At 68.2% G+C, this 19,883-nt stretch carries 18 protein-coding genes; 6 read left to right on the top strand and 12 right to left on the bottom strand.

What is annotated here, in order from left to right; all coding sequences use genetic code 11:
- Positions 1 to 100 precede the first annotated feature (100 nt).
- The 5 genes from LZK98_RS18365 to LZK98_RS18385 all read right to left on the bottom strand — a co-directional run bounded on the left by LZK98_RS18365 (position 101) and on the right by LZK98_RS18385 (position 4,830).
- Entirely contained in the window at positions 101 to 1,141 is a 1,041-nt protein-coding gene (locus LZK98_RS18365; protein ID WP_233783959.1) for an enoyl-CoA hydratase/isomerase family protein, read from the bottom strand.
- Between the two features lie 151 nt (positions 1,142 to 1,292).
- Positions 1,293 to 2,438: an acyl-CoA dehydrogenase family protein gene (locus tag LZK98_RS18370; protein WP_233783960.1), complete on the bottom strand. Its 1,146-nt coding sequence runs from the start codon at positions 2,436 to 2,438 to the stop codon at positions 1,293 to 1,295.
- 43 nt (positions 2,439 to 2,481) lie between these two features.
- On the bottom strand, positions 2,482 to 2,928 hold the full coding sequence (locus LZK98_RS18375) for a hypothetical protein (RefSeq protein WP_233783961.1): 447 nt from the start codon (positions 2,926 to 2,928) through the stop codon (positions 2,482 to 2,484).
- A gap of 8 nt (positions 2,929 to 2,936) precedes the next feature.
- Positions 2,937 to 3,323 (bottom strand): RidA family protein, encoded by a 387-nt coding sequence (locus LZK98_RS18380; RefSeq protein WP_233783962.1) that lies wholly within the window; start codon positions 3,321 to 3,323, stop codon positions 2,937 to 2,939.
- A 7-nt stretch (positions 3,324 to 3,330) separates the two neighbouring features.
- On the bottom strand, positions 3,331 to 4,830 hold the full coding sequence (locus LZK98_RS18385) for a CoA-acylating methylmalonate-semialdehyde dehydrogenase (protein ID WP_233783963.1): 1,500 nt from the start codon (positions 4,828 to 4,830) through the stop codon (positions 3,331 to 3,333).
- A gap of 269 nt (positions 4,831 to 5,099) precedes the next feature.
- Between LZK98_RS18385 and LZK98_RS18390 the strand changes: the two genes are divergently transcribed.
- On the top strand, positions 5,100 to 6,398 hold the full coding sequence (locus tag LZK98_RS18390; RefSeq protein WP_233783964.1) for a methyl-accepting chemotaxis protein: 1,299 nt from the start codon (positions 5,100 to 5,102) through the stop codon (positions 6,396 to 6,398).
- 37 nt (positions 6,399 to 6,435) lie between these two features.
- Here LZK98_RS18390 and LZK98_RS18395 read toward each other — a convergent pair whose 3' ends face one another.
- The 6 genes from LZK98_RS18395 to LZK98_RS18420 all read right to left on the bottom strand — a co-directional run bounded on the left by LZK98_RS18395 (position 6,436) and on the right by LZK98_RS18420 (position 14,187).
- Positions 6,436 to 8,532 carry an acetyl-CoA carboxylase biotin carboxylase subunit gene (locus LZK98_RS18395; RefSeq protein ID WP_233783965.1) on the bottom strand — a complete coding sequence of 699 codons (2,097 nt, stop codon included), beginning with the start codon at positions 8,530 to 8,532 and terminating at the stop codon, positions 6,436 to 6,438.
- A 97-nt stretch (positions 8,533 to 8,629) separates the two neighbouring features.
- Entirely contained in the window at positions 8,630 to 9,709 is a 1,080-nt protein-coding gene (bioB, locus tag LZK98_RS18400) for a biotin synthase BioB (RefSeq protein ID WP_233783966.1), read from the bottom strand.
- Complete coding sequence (gene scpA / locus LZK98_RS18405) at positions 9,706 to 11,844, bottom strand: methylmalonyl-CoA mutase (protein WP_233783967.1); 2,139 nt, start codon at positions 11,842 to 11,844, stop codon at positions 9,706 to 9,708. The genes bioB and scpA overlap by 4 nt, the downstream gene beginning before the upstream one ends.
- Positions 11,845 to 11,970: 126 nt before the next feature.
- Positions 11,971 to 12,393, bottom strand: coding sequence for a methylmalonyl-CoA epimerase (mce, locus tag LZK98_RS18410; RefSeq protein WP_233783968.1), 423 nt, complete (start codon positions 12,391 to 12,393; stop codon positions 11,971 to 11,973).
- On the bottom strand, positions 12,390 to 12,680 hold the full coding sequence (locus LZK98_RS18415) for a hypothetical protein (protein ID WP_233783969.1): 291 nt from the start codon (positions 12,678 to 12,680) through the stop codon (positions 12,390 to 12,392). Before LZK98_RS18415 ends, mce begins: the two co-directional genes overlap by 4 nt.
- A complete protein-coding gene (locus LZK98_RS18420; RefSeq protein ID WP_233783970.1) occupies positions 12,661 to 14,187 on the bottom strand; it encodes an acyl-CoA carboxylase subunit beta in 1,527 nt (508 codons plus the stop codon). The genes LZK98_RS18415 and LZK98_RS18420 overlap by 20 nt, the downstream gene beginning before the upstream one ends.
- Before the next feature lie 110 nt (positions 14,188 to 14,297).
- On the opposite strand from LZK98_RS18420, the gene LZK98_RS18425 reads away from it, so the two are divergent.
- Positions 14,298 to 15,683: a helix-turn-helix domain-containing protein gene (locus tag LZK98_RS18425; protein WP_233783971.1), complete on the top strand. Its 1,386-nt coding sequence runs from the start codon at positions 14,298 to 14,300 to the stop codon at positions 15,681 to 15,683.
- Positions 15,684 to 15,725: 42 nt separating this feature from the next.
- Here LZK98_RS18425 and LZK98_RS18430 read toward each other — a convergent pair whose 3' ends face one another.
- On the bottom strand, positions 15,726 to 16,571 hold the full coding sequence (locus LZK98_RS18430) for a TorF family putative porin (protein ID WP_233783972.1): 846 nt from the start codon (positions 16,569 to 16,571) through the stop codon (positions 15,726 to 15,728).
- A gap of 550 nt (positions 16,572 to 17,121) precedes the next feature.
- On the opposite strand from LZK98_RS18430, the gene LZK98_RS18435 reads away from it, so the two are divergent.
- The 4 genes from LZK98_RS18435 to LZK98_RS18450 all read left to right on the top strand — a co-directional run bounded on the left by LZK98_RS18435 (position 17,122) and on the right by LZK98_RS18450 (position 19,780).
- Positions 17,122 to 17,352, top strand: coding sequence for a hypothetical protein (locus LZK98_RS18435; protein WP_233783973.1), 231 nt, complete (start codon positions 17,122 to 17,124; stop codon positions 17,350 to 17,352).
- Positions 17,349 to 18,014, top strand: coding sequence for a phosphoribosyltransferase (locus LZK98_RS18440; RefSeq protein WP_233783974.1), 666 nt, complete (start codon positions 17,349 to 17,351; stop codon positions 18,012 to 18,014). Before LZK98_RS18435 ends, LZK98_RS18440 begins: the two co-directional genes overlap by 4 nt.
- Before the next feature lie 288 nt (positions 18,015 to 18,302).
- A complete protein-coding gene (locus LZK98_RS18445) occupies positions 18,303 to 18,563 on the top strand; it encodes a hypothetical protein (protein ID WP_233783975.1) in 261 nt (86 codons plus the stop codon).
- A gap of 104 nt (positions 18,564 to 18,667) precedes the next feature.
- A complete protein-coding gene (locus LZK98_RS18450; protein ID WP_233783976.1) occupies positions 18,668 to 19,780 on the top strand; it encodes a winged helix-turn-helix domain-containing protein in 1,113 nt (370 codons plus the stop codon).
- The last annotated feature ends 103 nt before the right edge of the window (positions 19,781 to 19,883 follow it).

Genomic DNA, 19,883 nt, shown 5'->3' on the forward strand with positions numbered 1-19,883 from the left:
TCTCTCCCTGCGTCATCCCGGCGGAAGCCGGGATCCAGAGCCGCAGGCGGTGCGGCCGCCGGCCCTGGACCCCGGCTTTCGCCGGGATGACGGTGAATGTTCAGGCCGGCGTCCACACCTCACCCTCCGGCAACGGCGCGAAGATTTCGTCCAGCAGCGCGTCCGTGACGCCTTCCGGCGTCGCCGGGTTCCATTTCGGCGCATTGTCCTTGTCGACGATCACCGCGCGGACGCCCTCGATGAAGTCGGGGCGGGTGCAGACGCGGCTGGCGACGGCATATTCCTGGCGCATCTCGTCGGCGAAGCTCGCCATGCCGGCGCCCTCGCGCAGCAGGCGGAGCGAGACCTTCATCGTCTGCGGCGATTTGGTGCGCAGGGTCTCGAGCTGCTGGCGCGCCCATTCGCCGTCGTCCTCCGCCAGCGAGGCGAGGATGTCCTCCAGCCGGTCGGAGGCGAATAGCCGGTCGATATTCTCCAGATGATCGAATAGTCCCGGCCTCTGTAACCCCCCGCCCTTGTCACCTAATGTCGTCTCAATATCGCGCGGATACTTCACGATGAGTTCCTTCACGAGATCGAGGCTCTCAGAAGCGACACCATGGGTGGCCAATCCGAGACCGAGGCAATCGCCCCCATTCGCTCGATATCCGGTAAGCGCGAGATACTGACCCACACGGCCCGGCAACCGCGAGAGATACCAACCGCCGCCTACATCCGGGAACAGGCCAATGCCGGTCTCGGGCATGGCGAGTTTGGTGTTCTCGGTCGCGACGCGGAACTTCGCGGGCAGCGAGATGCCGACCCCCCCGCCCATGGTGATGCCGTCCATGAAGGCGACGACCGGCTTCGCATAGGTGAACAGCCGGTGGTTGAGGCGGTATTCGGTGAAGAAGAATTCGCGCGCCGCGCGGCCGTCGGCCTTGCCGCTCTCAGCGACCATGCGGATGTCGCCGCCCGCGCAGAAGCCACGGCCTTCGGCATGGTCGATCAGCACCGCCTCGACCGCAGGATTCCCCTCCCACGAATCGAGCGCCTCCAGCATCGCGGCGCACATGCCGGTGTTGAGCGCGTGAATCGCCTTCGGTCGGTTGAGTCGGATGCGGCCGGCGTGGTTTTCGGTGAAGGTCAGGACATCGGTCATCACTGCTCCTCCCCGGCACGGGGAGGGGGACCGCCGGCGCAGCCGGTGGTGGAGGGGGCCCTCCACTCACAAATCGCTCGGGGCCGGGCCCCCTCCACCATGCTTCGCATGGTCCCCCTCCCCGTCCCGGGGAGGAGCTTTAGAGTCGTCTTCATTGCCGCGTCAGCTCCCGTCCGACGATCATCCGCATCACCTGGTTGGTGCCCTCCAGGATCGAATGGACGCGCAGGTCGCGCCAGAAGCGTTCGATCGGGTAATCCATGAGATAGCCATAGCCGCCATGGAGCTGGAGCGCGCGGTCGACGACCGCGGAGCCGGTGTCGGTGGCGAAGCGCTTGGCCATCGCGGCGAAGCGGGTCTTGTCGGGCGCGTTCGCGGTCACCTTCGCCGCCGCAGTATAGAGCAGGCAGCGGGCCGCCTGCAGCTCGGTATCCATGTCGGCGAGCATGAACTGGGTGTTCTGGAAATCGGCGACCGGCCGGCCGAACTGCTGACGGTCCTTGGTGTAGCGAATCGCCTCGTCGAGGCAGCGCTGCGCGCCGCCCAGCGAGCAGGCGCCGATGTTGAGCCGGCCGCCGTCCAGCCCCATCATCGCGATGCGGAAGCCCTCGCCCTCGCCGCCGACCAGATTCTCGACCGGTACGCGCACGCCGTCGAACATTACCTGCGCGGTCGGCTGCGAATGCCAGCCCAATTTGCGCTCCTGCGCGCCGAAGCTGACGCCCGCCATGTCCTTCTCGATGACGAGGCAGGAGATGCCCTTCGGCCCCTCCTCGCCGGTGCGGACCATGACGACATAGATCTCGTTCTCGCCGCCGCCGGAGATGAACTGCTTGGAGCCGGTGACGACATAATGATCGCCGTCGCGGACCGCGCGCGTCTTGAGCGCCGCCGCGTCGGAGCCGGACGACGGCTCGGTCAGGCAGTAGCTGGCGAGCCGGTCCATGGTGACCAGGTTGGGCAGATACTTGTCCTTGACCACCTGGCTGCCGAACCGGTCGATCATCCACGACGCCATGTTGTGGATCGAGATGAACGCGCTGGTCGACGGACAGCCATAGGCCATCGCCTCCATGATCAGCGCAGCTTCGAGCCGGCCGAGGTTGATGCCCCCGCTCTCCTCGCTGACGTAGATCGACGCGAAGCCCAATTCGGCCGCGGCCTTGATCGTGTCGCGTGGGAAGATGTGCTTCTCGTCCCATTCCGCCGCGAACGGCGTGATGCGGTCGGCGGTGAAGCGCCGGGCGAGCTCCTGGATCTCGCGCTGGTCGTCGGTGAGGTCGAACTGGTCGGTCATAAGGTCGATACTCGAATTCTTGCGGGACGATGCGCTGAAGACATCATTCCCATGAAAACACCGTCCGCAGCTTGCAGTTCTCGGGTGCCTCTCCTTCTTCGAAAAGATCGACCCGATCGATTGCCGCCAGCTGTTGCCTTGTCAGCGGGCGCCTGGAGGAGAAATAGGCTGCACCGTGCCGTCGGTTCCAGATCGCAACCGTATAGCGCCCGTCTTCGCGCCGCTGGTCGTATAGAGCATGACCCTTGCTGGTCGCCCCAGACAGCATCCAGCCCGCAGGAGGCGATGCCCAACCGATGCCGTCGACGACGAGGCTGCCAAAGGCGCCATCCCAGCGGAAGGTTCCGCCGTGAATACCGCCTTTCAGCGTCTTGATGCGCTCACCGGCGAGCAGGTCGATGATCGGGGAATAGCCGCAAAAACGCCCTGGCCCTTTCAACTCCCCAGCATGCGCCGGCGACGCAGCAAGCGCCAGGGCGGTCAGGGTCATTCGCCCTATCACGACAGCTCGGCCTCCGCCTCAATCTCCACCCGCCATTCCGGGCGGAGCAGGCCGGCCACCACCACCATCGTCGCCGCGGGGCGCACGTCCGCGAACCAGCGGCCGTGCGCGCGGCCGACCGCATCGGCATCCGCCGCGTCGACCAGCAGCATCCGGGTCCGCACCACGTCCTCAGCCGATCCGCCGAGCTGCTCGATCGCACGCACGATGATCGCAAGGCAGCGCTCGGCCTGCGCCTCGGCGTCGCCCGGTGTCGAGCTGCCGTCGTCCTCGACCGGCGCGGTGCCGGAGACGAGGATGCGGTTGCCGGCACGGATCGCACGACTGAAGCCGATCGTCGCCTCATAAGGCGATCCGGACGACACGCGCGGTCTCTCATTCATGGCTGACTCACCCCATCGTCGGGATGACGAAGGCGTTCTCGCCGGTGACGGAGCCGTCAGGCCAGCGCTGGGTGACGGTCTTGACCTTGGTCCAGAAGCGCACGCCCTCCATCCCATGCTGGTTGACGTCGCCGAACGCCGAGCGCTTCCAGCCGCCGAACGTGTGATAGGCGACCGGCACCGGGATCGGCACATTGATGCCGACCATGCCGACATTGACCCGCGCCGCGAACTCGCGCGCGGCGTGGCCGTTGCGGGTGAAAATGGCGACGCCATTGCCGTACTGGTGCTCGCTCGGGAGGCGCAGCGCGGTCTCGAAGTCGGGCGCGCGGACGATCTGGAGGACGGGGCCGAAAATCTCCTCCTGGTAGGAGCGCATCGCGGGCGTCACCCGGTCGAACAGCGACGGACCGATGAAGAAGCCCTCTTCATGCCCCTGCAGCGTGAAGCCGCGGCCGTCGACCACCAGCTCGGCGCCTTCGTCGACGCCGGTCTGGATCCAGTCCTCGACCCGCTTCCTGTGCGCGGCGTTGACCACCGGGCCGTAATGCGCCTCGGCATCGGTCGAGACGCCGACGCGCAGCTTCTCGATCGCAGGGATCAGCTTGTCGCGCAGCGCATCGGCAGTCTTGTCGCCGACCGGCACCACCACCGGCAGCGCCATGCAGCGCTCGCCGGCCGAGCCGAACGCGGCGCCCGAGAGGTCCGACACCACCTGGTCGAGGTCGGCGTCGGGCATGACGATGCCGTGGTTCTTGGCGCCGCCCATCGCCTGCACGCGCTTCCCCGCCGCGACGCCGCGCTGGTAGACGTAATGCGCGATGTCGGACGAGCCGACGAAGCTCACCGCGCCGATCGCGGGATGATCGAGGATCGCGTCGACCATCTCCTTGTCGCCATGGACGACCTGGAGGATGCCCTCCGGCAGCCCGGCCTCGCGCATCAGCTCGGCGAGGCGGACGGGCACCGAAGGATCGCGCTCCGAGGGCTTCAGGATGAAGGCGTTACCGCAGGCGATCGCCACCCCGAACATCCACATCGGGATCATCGCCGGGAAGTTGAACGGCGTGATCCCCGCGCCGATCCCTACGGGCAAACGCATCGAATAGACGTCGATGCCGGGGCCGGCGCCCTGGGTGTACTCGCCCTTCAGCGCATGGGGGATGCCGCAGGCGAACTCGATCACCTCGAGCCCGCGCTGGATGTCGCCCTTCGCATCGGCGATCACCTTGCCGTGCTCGGACGAGAGCGTGTGGGCGAGCGCGTCCATGTTCGCCTCGACCAGCTCCTTGAAGCGGAACATGACGCGCGCGCGGCGCTGCGGATTGGTCGCGGCCCAGCCGGGCTGCGCCGCCAGCGCCGCGGCGACCGCCGTGTCGAGCTCGGCCGCCGTACCGAGGCGCACCTTCGCCTGCACCTGGCCCGTGTTGGGGTCGAACACGTCGCCTTCGCGTGCAGCGCCCGCGCCGCCCGCGTGGCCGACGATGTGATGGTCGATGATCCGCATCCTGTCCTCTCTTGCGGCGCGGCTTGGCGCCGACTCGTTCGCGTAATTTTATTGCTCTTGGCACAGCCGAACCCGGCTGTCAGCGGGATGTGAAAAAAGTTGAGCTAAGCCCCTCCCCGAGCGGCCGCCTCGGTGAGACATCCCCACCCCCAACCCCTCCCCTGAAGGGGAGGGGCTTGAGAAGGATCCCGAAAAAATCCGCAGCTGTCATCGAACCGTCACCAAATCCTAACGCGCGATTTACCACCGGACCGCTAGCGCAACGACCGATGTCGCCCGCCACCGCCCCTCGCCCGAGCTGGCTCGCCGAAGCCGAGACGCGCCCGCTCGCGATCCGCCACGACGCCACGCTGATGGAGGCGGTCGAGGCGTTCCGCACCCGTCTCGACCTCAGGCTGCTGCCGGTGCTCGACGACGACGAGCGGCCGATCGGCGCGGTGCACGAGCGCGACGTGCGCCAGCTGCTGCTCAATCCCTATGGCCACGCGCTGATGCGCAATCCTGCCTATGGCCAGCGCCTCGCCGCGCACGTCCGCCCCTGTCCGATCGGGGAGATCGGCCTGGGGCTCGAGGCGCTGCTCGAACGCTATCACGCCTCGGGCGCGGTCGACGGGATGATCCTGACGCGGAACGGGCGGCTCTACGCGACGCTCGCCAACCGGCGGCTGGTGCAGCTCGACGGCGAGCGCCGGATGGCCGCCAACCGTGCACGGATCGAGCGGGCGCAGCGGATCGAGGCGGCGATCGCCGGCTTCGAGCGCCAGGTCGCCAACCTCGCCGCCGACCTCGGCACCCTCGCGCGACAGGTCGAGGCCAATTCCGAGGACACCGCCGACCGCGCCGGGCTGACCGAGGAACGCGCCGCCGCGGTCGCCGCCGCCGCGGTCCAGACCGGCAGCAACATGGGCGAGATCGCCGCGCGCGGGCGCGAGCTCGCTAGGATGCTGACTTTGATCGGCACGGGCACGGTCGAGGCACGGGGCTCCGCAACGCGCGCGGTCGAGCTGGTCGCCGCCGGCAGCCGCCGTGCCGCCGGCCTCAGCGGGGCCGCGGCATCGATCGATTCGGCGATCGCGCTGATCACCGAGATCGCCGCCAAGGTGAACCTGCTCGCGCTCAACGCGACGATCGAGGCGGCGCGTGCCGGCGAGGCGGGGCGCGGCTTCACCATCGTCGCCAACGAGATCAAGCAGCTCTCGACGCAGACCGGCAACGCCGCGCGCACGATCACCGCGCATGTCGACAGCATCCGCCAGGCGATCGCCGAGGTGGTGGGCGGCCACGCGGGAATCGAGGATGCGATCGGCGCGATCGCGGCGCTGTCGACCGACATCGAATCGGCGGTCGGCGCGCAAGAGGCGGCGACGCGCACGATCGCGCGCAACGTCGACGAGGCGGTCGAAGCGTCGCACGGCATCCGCGACGACGTCGAGGCGATCGGCGGCAGCGCCCGCGCCGCAGCGGACTCGGCGCGCGAGATGGCGGGCTTCGCCGGCCGGCTGCAGGATACCGCACGCGCGATGTCGGGCGAGGTCGAGCTGTTCCTCGCCGAGGTGCGCGCCGCTTAACCTATTAGCCCTCTCCCCATCGGGGAGAGGGAGTGCGTTACTCGAACTCGATGATCGCCGCGTCGACCACCAGGCTATCGCCGGGAGCGAAGTTGACTGCCTTGACCGTGCCCGCCTTCTCGGCGCGCAGGATGTTCTCCATCTTCATCGCCTCGACCACCGCCAGCGGCTGACCGGCCTCGACCTTGTCACCCACAGCCACATCGAGCCGGGTGAGCAGGCCGGGCATCGGCGCGAGCAGGAGTTTGGAGGTGTCGGGCGGGACCTTCTCGATCATGTGCGTCGCGAGCGCGGCGACGTGCGGGCGATAGACGCGGACCTTGTGGCTGGCGCCGTGGGCCGTGAGCCGCCACGCCGCTCTCTCGCGCGCGATGCCGACGTTGAAGGGCGCGCCGTCGACGGTGCAGGTGAACAGCGGCTGCCCGGGCCGCCAGCGATGGACCACGTCGAGCGGCGGCTCGTTCGGATCAAGGTTGACCAGCAGCCCGCCCTCATGGCCGTCGACGGTGATGTCGAACCGCCGGTCGCCGATCAGCACCACCCGCGCGGTGTCGGTGACGACACGGCCGTCGAGCTGACCGGAGATGCGGCTCGCCTGATCGGTCCGGTCGAGGTCGGCCAGCACCGCCACCGCCGCCAGCCTGCCGAGCAACTCGTCCGACGCGGGGGCGCCGTGGAAGCCTTCAGGATATTCCTCGGCGATGAAGCCGGTAGTCAGCCGCCCCTCGCGGAAGCGCGGGTGCTGCATGATCGCGGACAGGAAATCGATGTTGTGGCCGATGCCCTCGATCCGGAACTGGTCGAGCGCCGCGATCTGGCGGTCCGCCGCCGCGTCGCGGGTCGGCGCCCAGGTGATCAGCTTGGCGATCATCGGGTCGTAGAACATGCTGACCTCGCCCCCCTCGGCGACGCCGTCGTCGACACGGGTGAGGGCGGCGGGCGTCCCGCTGCCGTGCTCCTGCGAAGGCAGGAGCCCTGGGTTACTGGCGGCGCCGCCTGCCGCCAGCGCTCCTGCTTTCGCAGGAGCGCCTGAGGTTGCAGGCGGGCGATAGGTCACCAGCCGCCCCGTGCTCGGCAGGAAGCCGCGGTACGGGTCTTCGGCATAGACGCGGTTCTCGATCGCCCAGCCGGTGAGGGTCACGTCGTCCTGGCCGAAGGCGAGCTTCTCGCCCGCCGCGACCCGGATCATCTGCTCGACGAGGTCCAGGCCGGTCACCATCTCGGTCACCGGATGCTCGACCTGGAGCCGGGTGTTCATCTCGAGGAAGTAGAAGCCCTGACCCGTCGGGTCGGCGCCGGAGACGATCAGCTCGACGGTGCCGGCGCTATAGTATCCTACCGCGCGGGCCAGCGCGACGGCCTGCTCGCCCATCGCCTTGCGCATTTCGGGCGTGACGAAGGGCGACGGCGCCTCCTCCACCACCTTCTGGTGGCGGCGCTGGATCGAGCATTCGCGCTCGCCCAAGTAGAGGACCGTGCCATGCTGGTCGCCGAGCACCTGAATCTCGATGTGGCGCGGCTGCTCGATGAACTTCTCGATGAACACGCGGTCGTCGCCGAAGCTCGCCAGACCTTCGCGGCGGACGCTCTCGAACTCCTCGCGGACGTCCTTCTCGGACCAGGCCAGCCGCATCCCCTTGCCGCCGCCGCCGGCCGAGGCCTTCATCATCACGGGGTAGCCGATGTCGTTGGCGATCTCGACCGCGTGCTCGGTATTCCTGATCTCGCCGACGAAGCCGGGGACGACGTTCACCCCAGCCGCCTGGGCGAGCTTCTTCGATTCGATCTTGTCGCCCATCGCGGCGATCGCCTCGGGCGGGGGACCGATGAACGCGATCCCCGCCTCGGCGCAGGCGCGGGCGAAACTCTCGCGCTCGGAAAGGAAGCCGTAGCCGGGATGGATCGCGTCGGCGCCGGTGATCCTGGCGGCGTCGAGGATCAGCTCGGCCTTGAGGTAGCTCTCCGCAGCCGGCGCCGGGCCGAGCCGCACCGCCTCGTCCGCCATCCGCACATGCGGCGCGCGCGCATCGGCGTCGGAATAGACCGCGACGGTGGCGATCCCCATCCGCCTGGCGGTGCGCATCACCCGGCCCGCGATCTCGCCGCGGTTGGCGATCAGGATTTTCTTGAACATCGATCCCCTCAACCTCAGCCGTCACCCCGGATTTGATCCAGGGCCCGCGCCCCCGATCGAAACCCGTCGTCATCCCGGCGAAAGCCGGGATCCAGGGTCAAGCCCGGCATGACGAGAGAGGCGAATGTGTCGCGCTCTCGCCTGCCATCGCCTCGAGCCCCAGCTTCGCGAACAGCGCCGCATCCTTGTCGTCGCCGGCATTGGCGGCGGTAAGCAGCTTGTCGCCGGTGAAGATCGAGTTGGCGCCTGCCAGGAAGCACAAAGCCTGCGTCGCCTCCGACATGCTCTCGCGGCCGGCGGACAGGCGGACCATCGACCTGGGCATGGTGATCCGTGCCACCGCGACGGTGCGGACGAACTCGATGTCGTCGATCTTGGCGAGCAGCGTGTCGGCGAGCATGTCGCCCAGCACCGTGCCCTTGACCGGCACCAGCGCGTTGACCGGCACGCTCTCGGGCGGCTCGGGCAGGGTCGCCAGCGCATGGATGAAGCCGACGCGGTCCTCGCGCGTCTCGCCCATGCCGACGATGCCGCCGCAGCAGACGTTGATGCCCGCCTGCCGGACGTTCTCCAACGTTTCGAGCCGGTCGGCGAAGCTGCGGGTGGTGATGACGTCGCCGTAGCGCTCGGGCGAGGTGTCGATATTGTGGTTGTAATAGTCGAGCCCCGCCGCGGCGAGCGCCTCCGCCTGCGCCGGCGTCAGCATGCCGAGCGTCATGCAGGTCTCCATCCCCATCGCGCGCACCCCCTTCACCATCTCGGCGAGCTTGGGGATGTCCTTGTCCTTGGGATTGCGCCACGCCGCGCCCATGCAGAAGCGCGTCGAGCCATGGTCCTTGGCCTGCGCCGCCGCCTGCAGCACCGCCTGGACGTCCATCAGCTTGGTCGCCTTGAGCCCGGTGTCGGCATGGGCGGACTGGCTGCAATAGCCGCAATCCTCCGGGCAGCCGCCGGTCTTGATCGAGAGCAGCGTCGAGAGCTGCACCTCGCCCGCCCGGTGATGCGCGCGGTGGACCTCGGCGGCGCGGAACACCAGCTCGGTGAAGGGCAGGTCGAACAGCGCCGCGATCTCGGCGCGGGACCAATTCTCGACGTGCCCCGGCGCAGGCCGGGGCCCAGTTGCGACGTCGTGGAACTGGGCCCCGGCCTTCGCCGGGGCACTGGCGGTGGAACTCATTCAGCAGCCTCGCTCTCTGGTGCCCAGTTGTGGCCGAGCAGGCGCAGCACCTCCTCGGCGGCGGCAATCAGGTTGGTGCCGGGACCGAAGATCGCCTGCACGCCCGCGTCGCGCAGCGCCTGATAATCCTGCTGCGGGATTACGCCACCCGCCACCACCTTGATGTCGGCGCGGCCGGCGTCCTTGAGATGGCCGATCAGCTCCGGGATCAGCGTCAGGTGCCCGGCGGCAAGGCTGGAGGCGCCGACCACGTCGACCTCCTTTTCGATCGCCAGCTTCGCCGCCTCGTCAGGCGTCTGGAACAGCGGGCCAGGCACCACCTCGAACCCGAGGTCGCCGAACATCGACGACACGAGGTTGGCGCCGCGGTCATGCCCGTCCTGCCCCATCTTGGCGACCAGCATCCGGGGCTTGCGGCCAAGCCGGCGCTCGGTCGCGCCGACGCCGTCGGTGAGGCGGCTCCAGCGCGCGTCGTCGCGCCACGCCTCGCGGTAGATGCCGGAGACCGGCGTCGGCACCGTCTCGTAGCGGCCGAAGCCCGCCTCCATCGCCGCGCTGATCTCGCCCAGCGTCGCGCGGGCTCGTGCCGCCTCGACCGCGAGCGCGAGGAGGTTGTCGCTGCCGCCTGCCCCCTCGCGCAGCCGGCCGAGCGCCGCCTGGCAGGCTGCCTCGTCGCGCGCTGCGCGGACCTTGGCGATGCGCGCGATCTGGGCGTCGCGCACCGCATGGTTGTCGATCGCGAGGATCTCGATCTCCTCGTCCTCGGCCGGGCGGTATTTGTTGACGCCGACGATCACTTCCTCGCCGCGGTCGATCCGCGCCTGGCGGGCGGCGGCGGCTTCCTCGATCATCGCCTTGGGCCAGCCGGCCGCGACCGCGCGGGCCATGCCGCCCTCGGCGTCGACGCGCGCGATGATCTCCGATGCCCGCTCGACCAGCTCATTCGTCAGCGCCTCGATGTAATAGGAGCCGCCCAGCGGATCGACGACCTTGGTGATCCCGCTCTCCTCCTGGATCACCAGCTGGGTGTTGCGGGCGATGCGCGCGGAGAAGTCGGTCGGCAGCGCGATCGCCTCGTCGAGGGCGTTGGTGTGGAGGCTCTGGGTGCCGCCGAGCACCGCCGCCATCGCCTCGATCGTGGTGCGGATGACGTTGTTGTAGGGGTCCTGCTCCTGCAGCGACACGCCCGACGTCTGGCAATGCGTCCGCAGCATCTTCGAGCGCTCGTCCTTGGCGCCCAGGTCGGTCATCACGCGGTGCCACAGCGTTCGCGCCGCGCGCAGCTTCGCTACCTCCATGAAGAAGTTCATGCCGATCGCGAAGAAGAAGCTGAGCCGCCCGGCGAAGGCGTCGATGTCGAGCCCCGCCGCCATCGCGGCCTTCGCATATTCCTTGCCGTCGGCGATGGTGAAGGCGAGCTCCTGCACCTGCGTCGCCCCTGCCTCCTGCATGTGATAGCCGGAGATCGAGATCGAGTTGAACTTCGGCATGTGGGCCGAGGTGTAGGCGATGATGTCCGACACGATCCGCATGCTCGGCGCCGGCGGATAAATGTAGGTGTTGCGGACCATGAACTCCTTGAGGATGTCGTTCTGGATCGTGCCGTCCAGCTTCGCCTGCGGCACGCCCTGCTCCTCGCCGGCGACGATGAAGAAGGCGAGGATCGGGATCACCGCGCCGTTCATCGTCATCGACACCGACATCTCGCCCAAGGGGATGCCGTCGAACAGGATCTTCATGTCCTCGACGGTGTCGATCGCGACGCCCGCCTTGCCGACGTCGCCGACCACACGCGGGTGATCGCTGTCGTAGCCGCGGTGGGTGGCGAGATCGAAGGCGACCGACAGCCCCTTCTGCCCGGCGGCGAGGTTGCGGCGGTAGAAGGCGTTGGATTCCTCGGCGGTGGAGAAGCCGGCGTATTGGCGGATCGTCCAGGGACGGCCGGCGTACATCGACGCGCGCACGCCGCGGGTGAAGGGCGCGAAGCCGGGAAGGCCGGGGTCGAGCTCTGCCGTATCCTCGGCGGTGTAGAGCGGCTTGACCGCGATCCCCTCCGGCGTGTGCCAGACGAGGTCGCGGCCCTTCACCTCCTTCTCGGCGAGCGCCTGCCAGTCGGCGGGGGTGGGTTTAGACATCGCGTACCCTCCATCCGTCATCCCGGCGAAAGCCGGGATCCAGGGCCAAGAGCGATATCCCCTGTGACCCTGGATCCCGGGTCAAGCCCGGGATGACGATGGAAATGTCGTTGGCGGGAAGAGTCCTCAATGCGCCTCTCCCTTCGGCGTCTCCATGATCTCGGTCAGCACCCCGCCCATATCCTTAGGATGCACGAAGAAGATCGGCGTCCCGTGCGCGCCGATGCGCGGCTCGCCCAGCACCTTCGCGCCCTTGGCTTCGAACCATGCCTTGGCCTCGTGGACGTCGGGCACCTCGTAGCACAGGTGATGCTGCCCGCCGGCCGGGTTCTTCTCCAGGAACGCGCGGATCGGGGAGGTTTCTCCCAACGGCTCGATCAGCTCGATCTGGGTGTTGGGCGTGTCGACGAAGCACACCTTCACTCCCTGCGCGGGCAGGTCGAAGGGTTCGCCGATCCGGGTCGCGCCCATGACGTCGCGGTAGAAGGCGATGCTGCCCACGATCGACGGCGTGGCGACGCCGACATGGTTGAGGCGGCCGAGGATCATATAGACGCCTCCCAAATCCCACCCGGCGTCATTAACCGCCAGCGCCAAGCCGAGAGTTCGGTTTCACATTTCTCCAGCACGGTCTTGAGCTGTGCCAAGTCAAACTCGAATGCGTCTCCATCCGTGTCGAACAAAACGCTTGTTTGTCCCTTTTCGTCCATCGAGACGTCGATCAAGACATTTCCGTCCAACGTCACCTCAATTCCAATGAGGTCCGGATCGTTGGAAGATACGAACTGAAACTTCAGTCGCTTTGGGTCAACCAAATCAGAGCGGAATGTTATCATGCTTCTTCCACGGATTCTCGAGCTGCTTGCCCCTGAGCTTCCGTAGCCCCAGCGCGATCCGGCGCCGCGTCGAGTGCGGCATGATCACCTCGTCGATGAAGCCCTTCGATGCCGCCACGAACGGGTTGGCGAAGCGCGCCTCATATTCGGCGGTGCGCTCGGCGATCTCCTCGGACGTGCGCCCGCGGAAGATGATCTCCACCGCCCCCTTCGCGCCCATCACCGCGATCTCGGCGGTCGGCCAGGCGTAGTTGAGGTCGCCGCGCAGGTGCTTCGACGCCATCACGTCGTACGCTCCACCATAGGCCTTGCGGGTGATCACCGTCACCTTCGGCACCGTCGCCTCGGCATAAGCGTAGAGCAGCTTGGCGCCGTGCTTGATGATGCCGCCCAGCTCCTGCGCCACGCCCGGCAGGAAGCCCGGCACGTCGACGAAGGTCACGATCGGGATCTCGAACGCGTCGCAGAAGCGCACGAACCGCGCCGCCTTCTTCGCCGAGGCGATGTCGAGCACCCCGGCCAGCACCATCGGCTGGTTGGCGACCACGCCGACCGTCCGCCCCTCGATCCGGCCGAAGCCGATGATGATATTGCCCGCGTGCGCCGGCTGGAGCTCAAAGAAGTCGCCCTCGTCGACCACCTTCCGGATCAGCTCGTGCATGTCGTAGGGCTGATTGGCCGAGGGCGGCACCAACGTGTCGAGGCTCTCGTCGATCCGGTCCCACGGATCGGCGCTCGGCCGCTCGGGCGGGGCCTCGCGGTTCGAGGCCGGCAAGAAATCCACGAAGTCGCGGGCCGCGAGCAGCGCCTCGATGTCGTTGTCGAAGGCCACATCGGCGACCCCCGACTTCGTGGTATGCGTCACCGCTCCACCCAGTTCCTCCTGCGTGACGATCTCGTTGGTAACGGTCTTCACTACATCCGGGCCGGTGACGAACATGTAACTGCTGTCTTTCACCATGAAGATGAAGTCCGTCATCGCGGGACTGTACACGGCACCGCCGGCACAGGGCCCCATGATGAGCGACACCTGGGGGACGACCCCGGATGCCAGCACGTTACGCTGAAAAACCTCGGCATAGCCGCCGAGCGAGGCGACGCCCTCCTGGATACGGGCGCCGCCGGAATCGTTGAGGCCGATCACGGGCGCGCCGACCTTCATGGCCATGTCCATGACCTTGCAGATCTTCTGCGCGTGGCGTTCGCTGAGCGAGCCGCCGAACACGGTGAAATCCTGGCTGAACACGAACACCAGGCGGCCGTTGATCGTGCCCGATCCGGTGACGACGCCGTCGCCGGGCACCACCTGCTCCGCCATGCCGAAGTCGACGGCATTGTGCTCGACGAACATGTCGTATTCCTCGAAGCTGCCCTCGTCGAGCAGCACCTCGAGCCGTTCGCGTGCGGTGAGCTTGCCCTTGGCGTGCTGCGCCGCGATCCGCTTCTCGCCCCCGCCCAGCCGCGCGGCGGCGCGGCGGCGCTCGAGCTCCTCGATGGTCGACGACATGGCCTCTCCCAAATCCGCGGGCGATTGTCCCCTCTTTCAAGGCGGCAAGCGGCTGGCAAATGCAATGTTGCAAAGTTGTCGGAGCTCTATTTGCAAAGTAAGCTGGTGAGATGCCTGGTCCCCGCCGCCGCCTGTTCGCCGGACATGAGGTGCGCCGCCTGCGCGCCCGGCTCGGCGTCAGCCAGGCCGAGGTCGCGACGGAGCTCGGCATCTCGGTGCCCTATCTCTCGCAGATCGAGACCAACGACCGGCCGCTGACGCCGCCGGTGATGCTGGCGCTCGCCCGCGCCTATCCCGACCAGTGGGGCGCGCTTACGGGCATCGACGAGGCGCTGCTGGTCGCTGCGGCCGCCGCCGCCGACGATCCCGGCATCGCCGACGCCCGGCTGGGCGAAGACATGCTCCGCCGTGCCGCCGAGCAGCAGCCCGAGCTCGCGCGGCGGATGGTGGCGATCCACGCCGCCTATCGCCGCTCGCAGGAGCAGCTCCGGCTGCTCGACGACACCGTCGAGGCCGGTGCGGGCGACGCTGCCCGCCTTCCCTGGGAGGAGGTGCGCGACTGGTTCCATACCCAGGGCAATTACATCGACTCGCTCGACCGCCAGGCCGAGGCACTTGCCGACGAGAGCGGACGCGACCTGATCGCACGGCTTGAGGGCGTGCATGGCGTCGCGGTGGAGACGACCGACACCGGCGGGACGGAACTCCGCCGCTACGATCCCGCCGACCGCCGCCTCGCCATCGACCGCACGCTGCCGCCGGAAAGCGCTGCCTTTCTGATCGCCCACCAGCTCGCCCAGCTCGAGATGCGCGAGGCGATCGCGGAGACCATCGCCGGCTCGGGCCTGCGCTTCGAAGCGTCGCGCCAGCTGCTCGCGATCGGGCTCGCCAACTATGCCGCGGGCGCGCTGCTGATGCCCTATACCGCCTTCCGCGACGCCGCCCGCGCGCTCCGTCACGACGTCGACCGGCTGCGCCAGGCGTTCGGGGTCAGCTTCGAACAGGCGTGTCACCGGCTCTCGACACTGCAACGGCCGGGCGCGGCGGGCATCCCGATGTTCTTCCTGCGCGTCGACATGGCCGGCAACATCACCAAGCGCCACTCGGCGACGCGGCTCCAGTTCGCCCGCTTCGGCGGCGCCTGCCCCTTGTGGGTGGTGCACGAGGCGGTGGCGATCCCCGACCGCATCCTCGTCCAGCGCGCCGAGATGCCCGACGGCACCCGCTACGTCTCGATGGCCAAGGGGCTGGTGAAGCCCTCGGGCAGCTACACGCGCGCGCCGCGCCGCTACGCCGTCGCGCTCGGCTGCGAGGAGAGCGATGCGGCCGACTTCATCTACGCCGACGGCCTGGAAAGCCAGCCGCCGACCCCGATCGGCATTTCCTGTCGCATCTGCCCGCGCCCGGGCTGCGACCAGCGGGCCTTCCCGCCCGCCGGCACCGCGCTCGACATCGATCCCGATGCGCGCGCGGTCGTCCCCTATCGCTTCGGATGAGCGAGCGTCCGGGGACCGCAGACCGCCCGCTCATCCGCCCGGTCAAAAGGCAGCGCTGACCGAGAACACCACCTGCGACGACGCGATCGAGCTGCCGTCCTTGGTCGAGCTGAAGTTCGGCAGCAGATAGGCCGACTCGCTCTTGCTGATGTCGGTGTCGACATAGGCGACGCCCAAGGTCAGCGGGCCGACCACGGCGTCAACCCCCAGCAGCCAGTCGAGATACTTCCCCGTCGGCGCCACGCTGGTCCCGTTGGGGCCGAGCCCGGGGTTGCCGTCCGAATAGCCGAGGTGCCCCTTCAGCGTGAACGGCGTCCCCGGCACGCCCGAGCTGACGTCGCCCCACAGATAGAGATTGTCCTCCTTGTCGCCCGGGTCGTTGTAGACGCCGGCCGACGCATCGGCGCCGCTGTAATACCAGCGGCCGAGCGCCTGCTGCTTGGGCGCATAGGCGACGCCGACCAGCGCGTTGACCGGGCCGAGCGTGCCGCTGACCTTGACGTAAGGCTCGGCGAAGTCGGTCTTGCTGGCGCCGCCGGGGTACATGTACCAGGTGAGGCCGACGTCGAGCGTCGCACCGCCGCCGATCGGGGTCTTGAAGCCGCCGATCAGGTCGAGCTCCGTGTTGGAGCCGCCGAACGTGCCCCAGCCGGCGAGGTTGGAACCCCAGAGGCCGGCATAGAGGCCGCTTTCGTGGGAGACGGTGACCCCGGCCTGCACCGCGATCTCCTCGTCACTCTGGGAGACGCCGCGGAAGCGATAGTCGGACACTATCGCCGCGCTGCCGGTGACGGTGATCGGCTTGGGCGGATCGGTATCCTGGGCGGCAGCGGATGTGGCAATCGTCAACGCCGCCACGATGGCGGCCGTCTTGGTGTGGAACTTCATCGCCGATCCTTATCAAGGATGTTGGTGTGAGGTTCCCGCCTGCATCGGGACCCGTCGACCTTCTCGGGAGGGACGGTGGTCGATCGGACCCGATGCAGCCTTGCGTAACGGTGTTGCCGTTCCGATTGCTTGCTGGATTGTGACGAAATGTTGCTCAATCACTCGTAGGTGCGCCGACCCGATCGGGGTTCACCTGACCCTGCGGTCCGGGATCATTCTCGACATCACCCTCGATCGTGTTGTCGCCTTCGGCATCCTCCAGCCTCCCGCCCATCGCGAAGGCGCCCTTGGACTGGCCGATGCCCGGGATTGTCCTGGAGGTCCTGGTCCTGCTTGCGTTTGAGCCGCGTCTTCGTGTCGGCATCGTTCACGACATCCCTCCCGCGCGCCGCTCCCACCGCTGACGGGCCAACCATCGGGGTCATGCCGCGTTCCCTGCCGGCAACGGCCCATCGCCGAATGGGCCGGAGCCGGCCCGCGTTACCGAAGGAGGCGGAGCCTCCATGCCCCCCATCCGTTGAATCGCCCGGATCATCGGGAGGCGGAAGCGATGGCATCGCGCGCGATGACGAAGGATGTCGAAATCCAACCCTATGGGCTTCGCGGCGATCTGGCATTGCCGCGGCCGGACATGGGACTGGTCGCCTCCACCATCGTCCCCGAATCGATCCGCGCGATCGTCTCACGCGCCGGCCATCTGTTCGAGGAATCGGGTACGCTCGACCAGGTGATCCTGCTCGCACGCGACTGGTTCGTCCGGAATCTCGGGAGCGCGCCATGAACGATTTCGCCGACCGCACCGAAGCCGGGCGGCTGCTTGCCGCCAAGCTCGCCCCGATGAAGCCGGAACGACCGCTGGTGCTCGCCCTGCCGCGCGGCGGGGTTCCGGTGGCGGTCGAGGTCGCATCCGCGCTCGACGCGGAGATGGACGTGCTGTTCGTGCGCAAGATCGGCTTTCCGTCCCAACCCGAGTTCGCGATCGCGGCGGTGGTCGACGGCGCCCATCCCCAGATGGTCCGCAACGAGGAGGTGCTGACGCAACTTCCGGTCGACGAAGCCTATATCGAGCGCGAACGTGACCGCGAGCTCGCCGAGATCGAGCGCCGGCGCGCGCTCTATTGCGGCGACCGGGCTCCATCGGAGGTGGCCGGACGCACGATCCTCGTCGTCGACGATGGGGTCGCGACCGGCACCAGCGTCCGCGCCGCGCTGGCGGCACTGCGGCGCAGCGGCGCCGGTCGGCTGATCCTCGCCGTCCCGGTGATCTCGCCGGAGACTGCGCGAGAGCTGCGCGACGACGGCATCGAGGTGATCGCCGTGACCGAGCCGGCTCATTTCATGGCGGTCGGCCAGTTCTACCGGGACTTTCACCAGCTCGAGGACGGGGAGGTGATCGCTCTGCTGCGCCGGAACGAGGCCGCTCCGCGGACGGAACATGCCTGAATTGCCGATCGATCGGCGCCGGCTGATGGCGACCGGCCTGATCGGAGGCATGATCGCGGTGGGCGGTCTCGCTTCCTGTCGGAATCAGGAACCGCACCAGCCCGGCAAGCGGTCGAGGATCTGATGCGCTAGCATGGGGCGCTTCGCCGGATATTGATCGTCTATGCCGAAACCGCCTCTCGCCCCGCGCGAGTTGATCGCAGCGGGCTAGGTCCTCCACCAGCCGCAGTAGCCGCTGGCCGCACTCAACGAGTTGATCCGCCAGCGCCCCGATCACATAACAGTCCAATGCGGCTCGACGACCAGCTCCTGCGCTATTTCGGAACGGCCGACCTCGCCGCGCTCGCGCCAGGCGCCCTTGCGGCGGGGCTGGAACGGATGAAGGTCGATCTGGGGCTGGAGACCGACCGCGACCGTCGGTTCGCGCTCTGGGCGCTGCTCTACATGCTGGGGTCGGCGCCCGATCTCGATCTCGTCTTCAAGGACGAGGCCGATCGCGAGGCGGCGCGCAACTTCATGGACATGTCCGACGCAGCGGGGCAGTCCTGAAGGAGGTTTTCTCTCCTGCCGAGGCACGCCGGATCGCGCTCGCCGCCCAGGGCTTCGGCCGATCGCGTCCCGCCGGCGCGATCGGTGCGGCCCATCTGGCGCGGGTGATCGCGCGGCTCCAGCTCCATCAGATCGACAGCGTCAACGTGCTCGCCCGCGCGCACTATCTGCCGCTGTTCTCGCGGCTCGGCGCCTATCCGCGCGACCTGCTCGACAAGGCGGCATGGGGCAAGCCACGGCGATTGTTCGAATATTGGGCGCACGAGGCTTCGCTGCTGCCGCTCGAGCTGCATCCGCTGCTGCGCTGGCGGATGGCGCGCGCCGCGCGCGGCGAGAATATCTGGGGCGGGCTCAGGTCCTTCGCCCACGAAAAGCGCGGCGAGGCGGAGGCACTGCTGGGCCGGATCGCCGCCGAGGGACCATTGGCCGCATCGGACATCGCGGAGACGCGCGGCAAGGGCGGCTGGTGGGGCTGGAGCGACACCAAGCAGGCGCTGGAATGGCTGTTCTGGTCAGGACAGATCACCACTGCGACGCGGCGCGGCAGCTTCGAGCGCGTCTATGACCTGCCCGAACGCGTCCTTCCCGCCTCGGTGCTGGCGCAGCCCACGCCCGACGAACCCGATGCCCATCGCGCGTTGCTTGCCCGGGCGGCCGCCGCGCTCGGCATCGCGACCGCTGCCGACCTGCGCGACTATTTCCGGCAGAAGCCGAACGACGCCCTCCCGAGGATCGCGGAGCTGGTGGAGGACGGGACGCTTCTGCCGGTGCGGGTGCGCGGCTGGCCGCAGCAGGCCTATCTCCACAAGGATGCGAAAGTCCCGCGCCGGATCGCAGGCGGGCGGCTGCTGGCGCCGTTCGACCCGCTGATCTGGGAACGCGCCCGCACCGAACGGCTGTTCGGCCTCCGCTACCGCATCGAAATCTACACGCCCGCCGACAAACGGGTGCACGGCTATTATGTCCTGCCCTTCCTGCTCGGCGACCGGATCGTCGCGCGCGTGGACTTGAAGGCCGACCGTCAGGCCGGCCTTCTCATCGTCCAGAACGCGCATCGCGAGCCCGGCGCGCCCCACGAGACCGCGCGGCAACTGATGGACGAGCTCGAGCTGATGGCGCGCTGGCTGGGATCGTCCGCCGTCGCGATCGCAGGCCCGGGCGATATGGCCGCCGAGCTGCAGCAGGAACGGCCGACATCTGAACGTCGGTCGGTCTAGGGCCGATCGACATTGGGGTTGCAGGTCTTCCATAGCCCAACCGTCACCCGGACGTGTTCCGGCGTCCACCGGAACACGTCCGGGGTGACGGTGAGGAGGGTTG

It is taken from the genome of Sphingomonas cannabina, from assembly GCF_021391395.1.
Lineage (GTDB): Bacteria > Pseudomonadota > Alphaproteobacteria > Sphingomonadales > Sphingomonadaceae > Sphingomonas > Sphingomonas cannabina.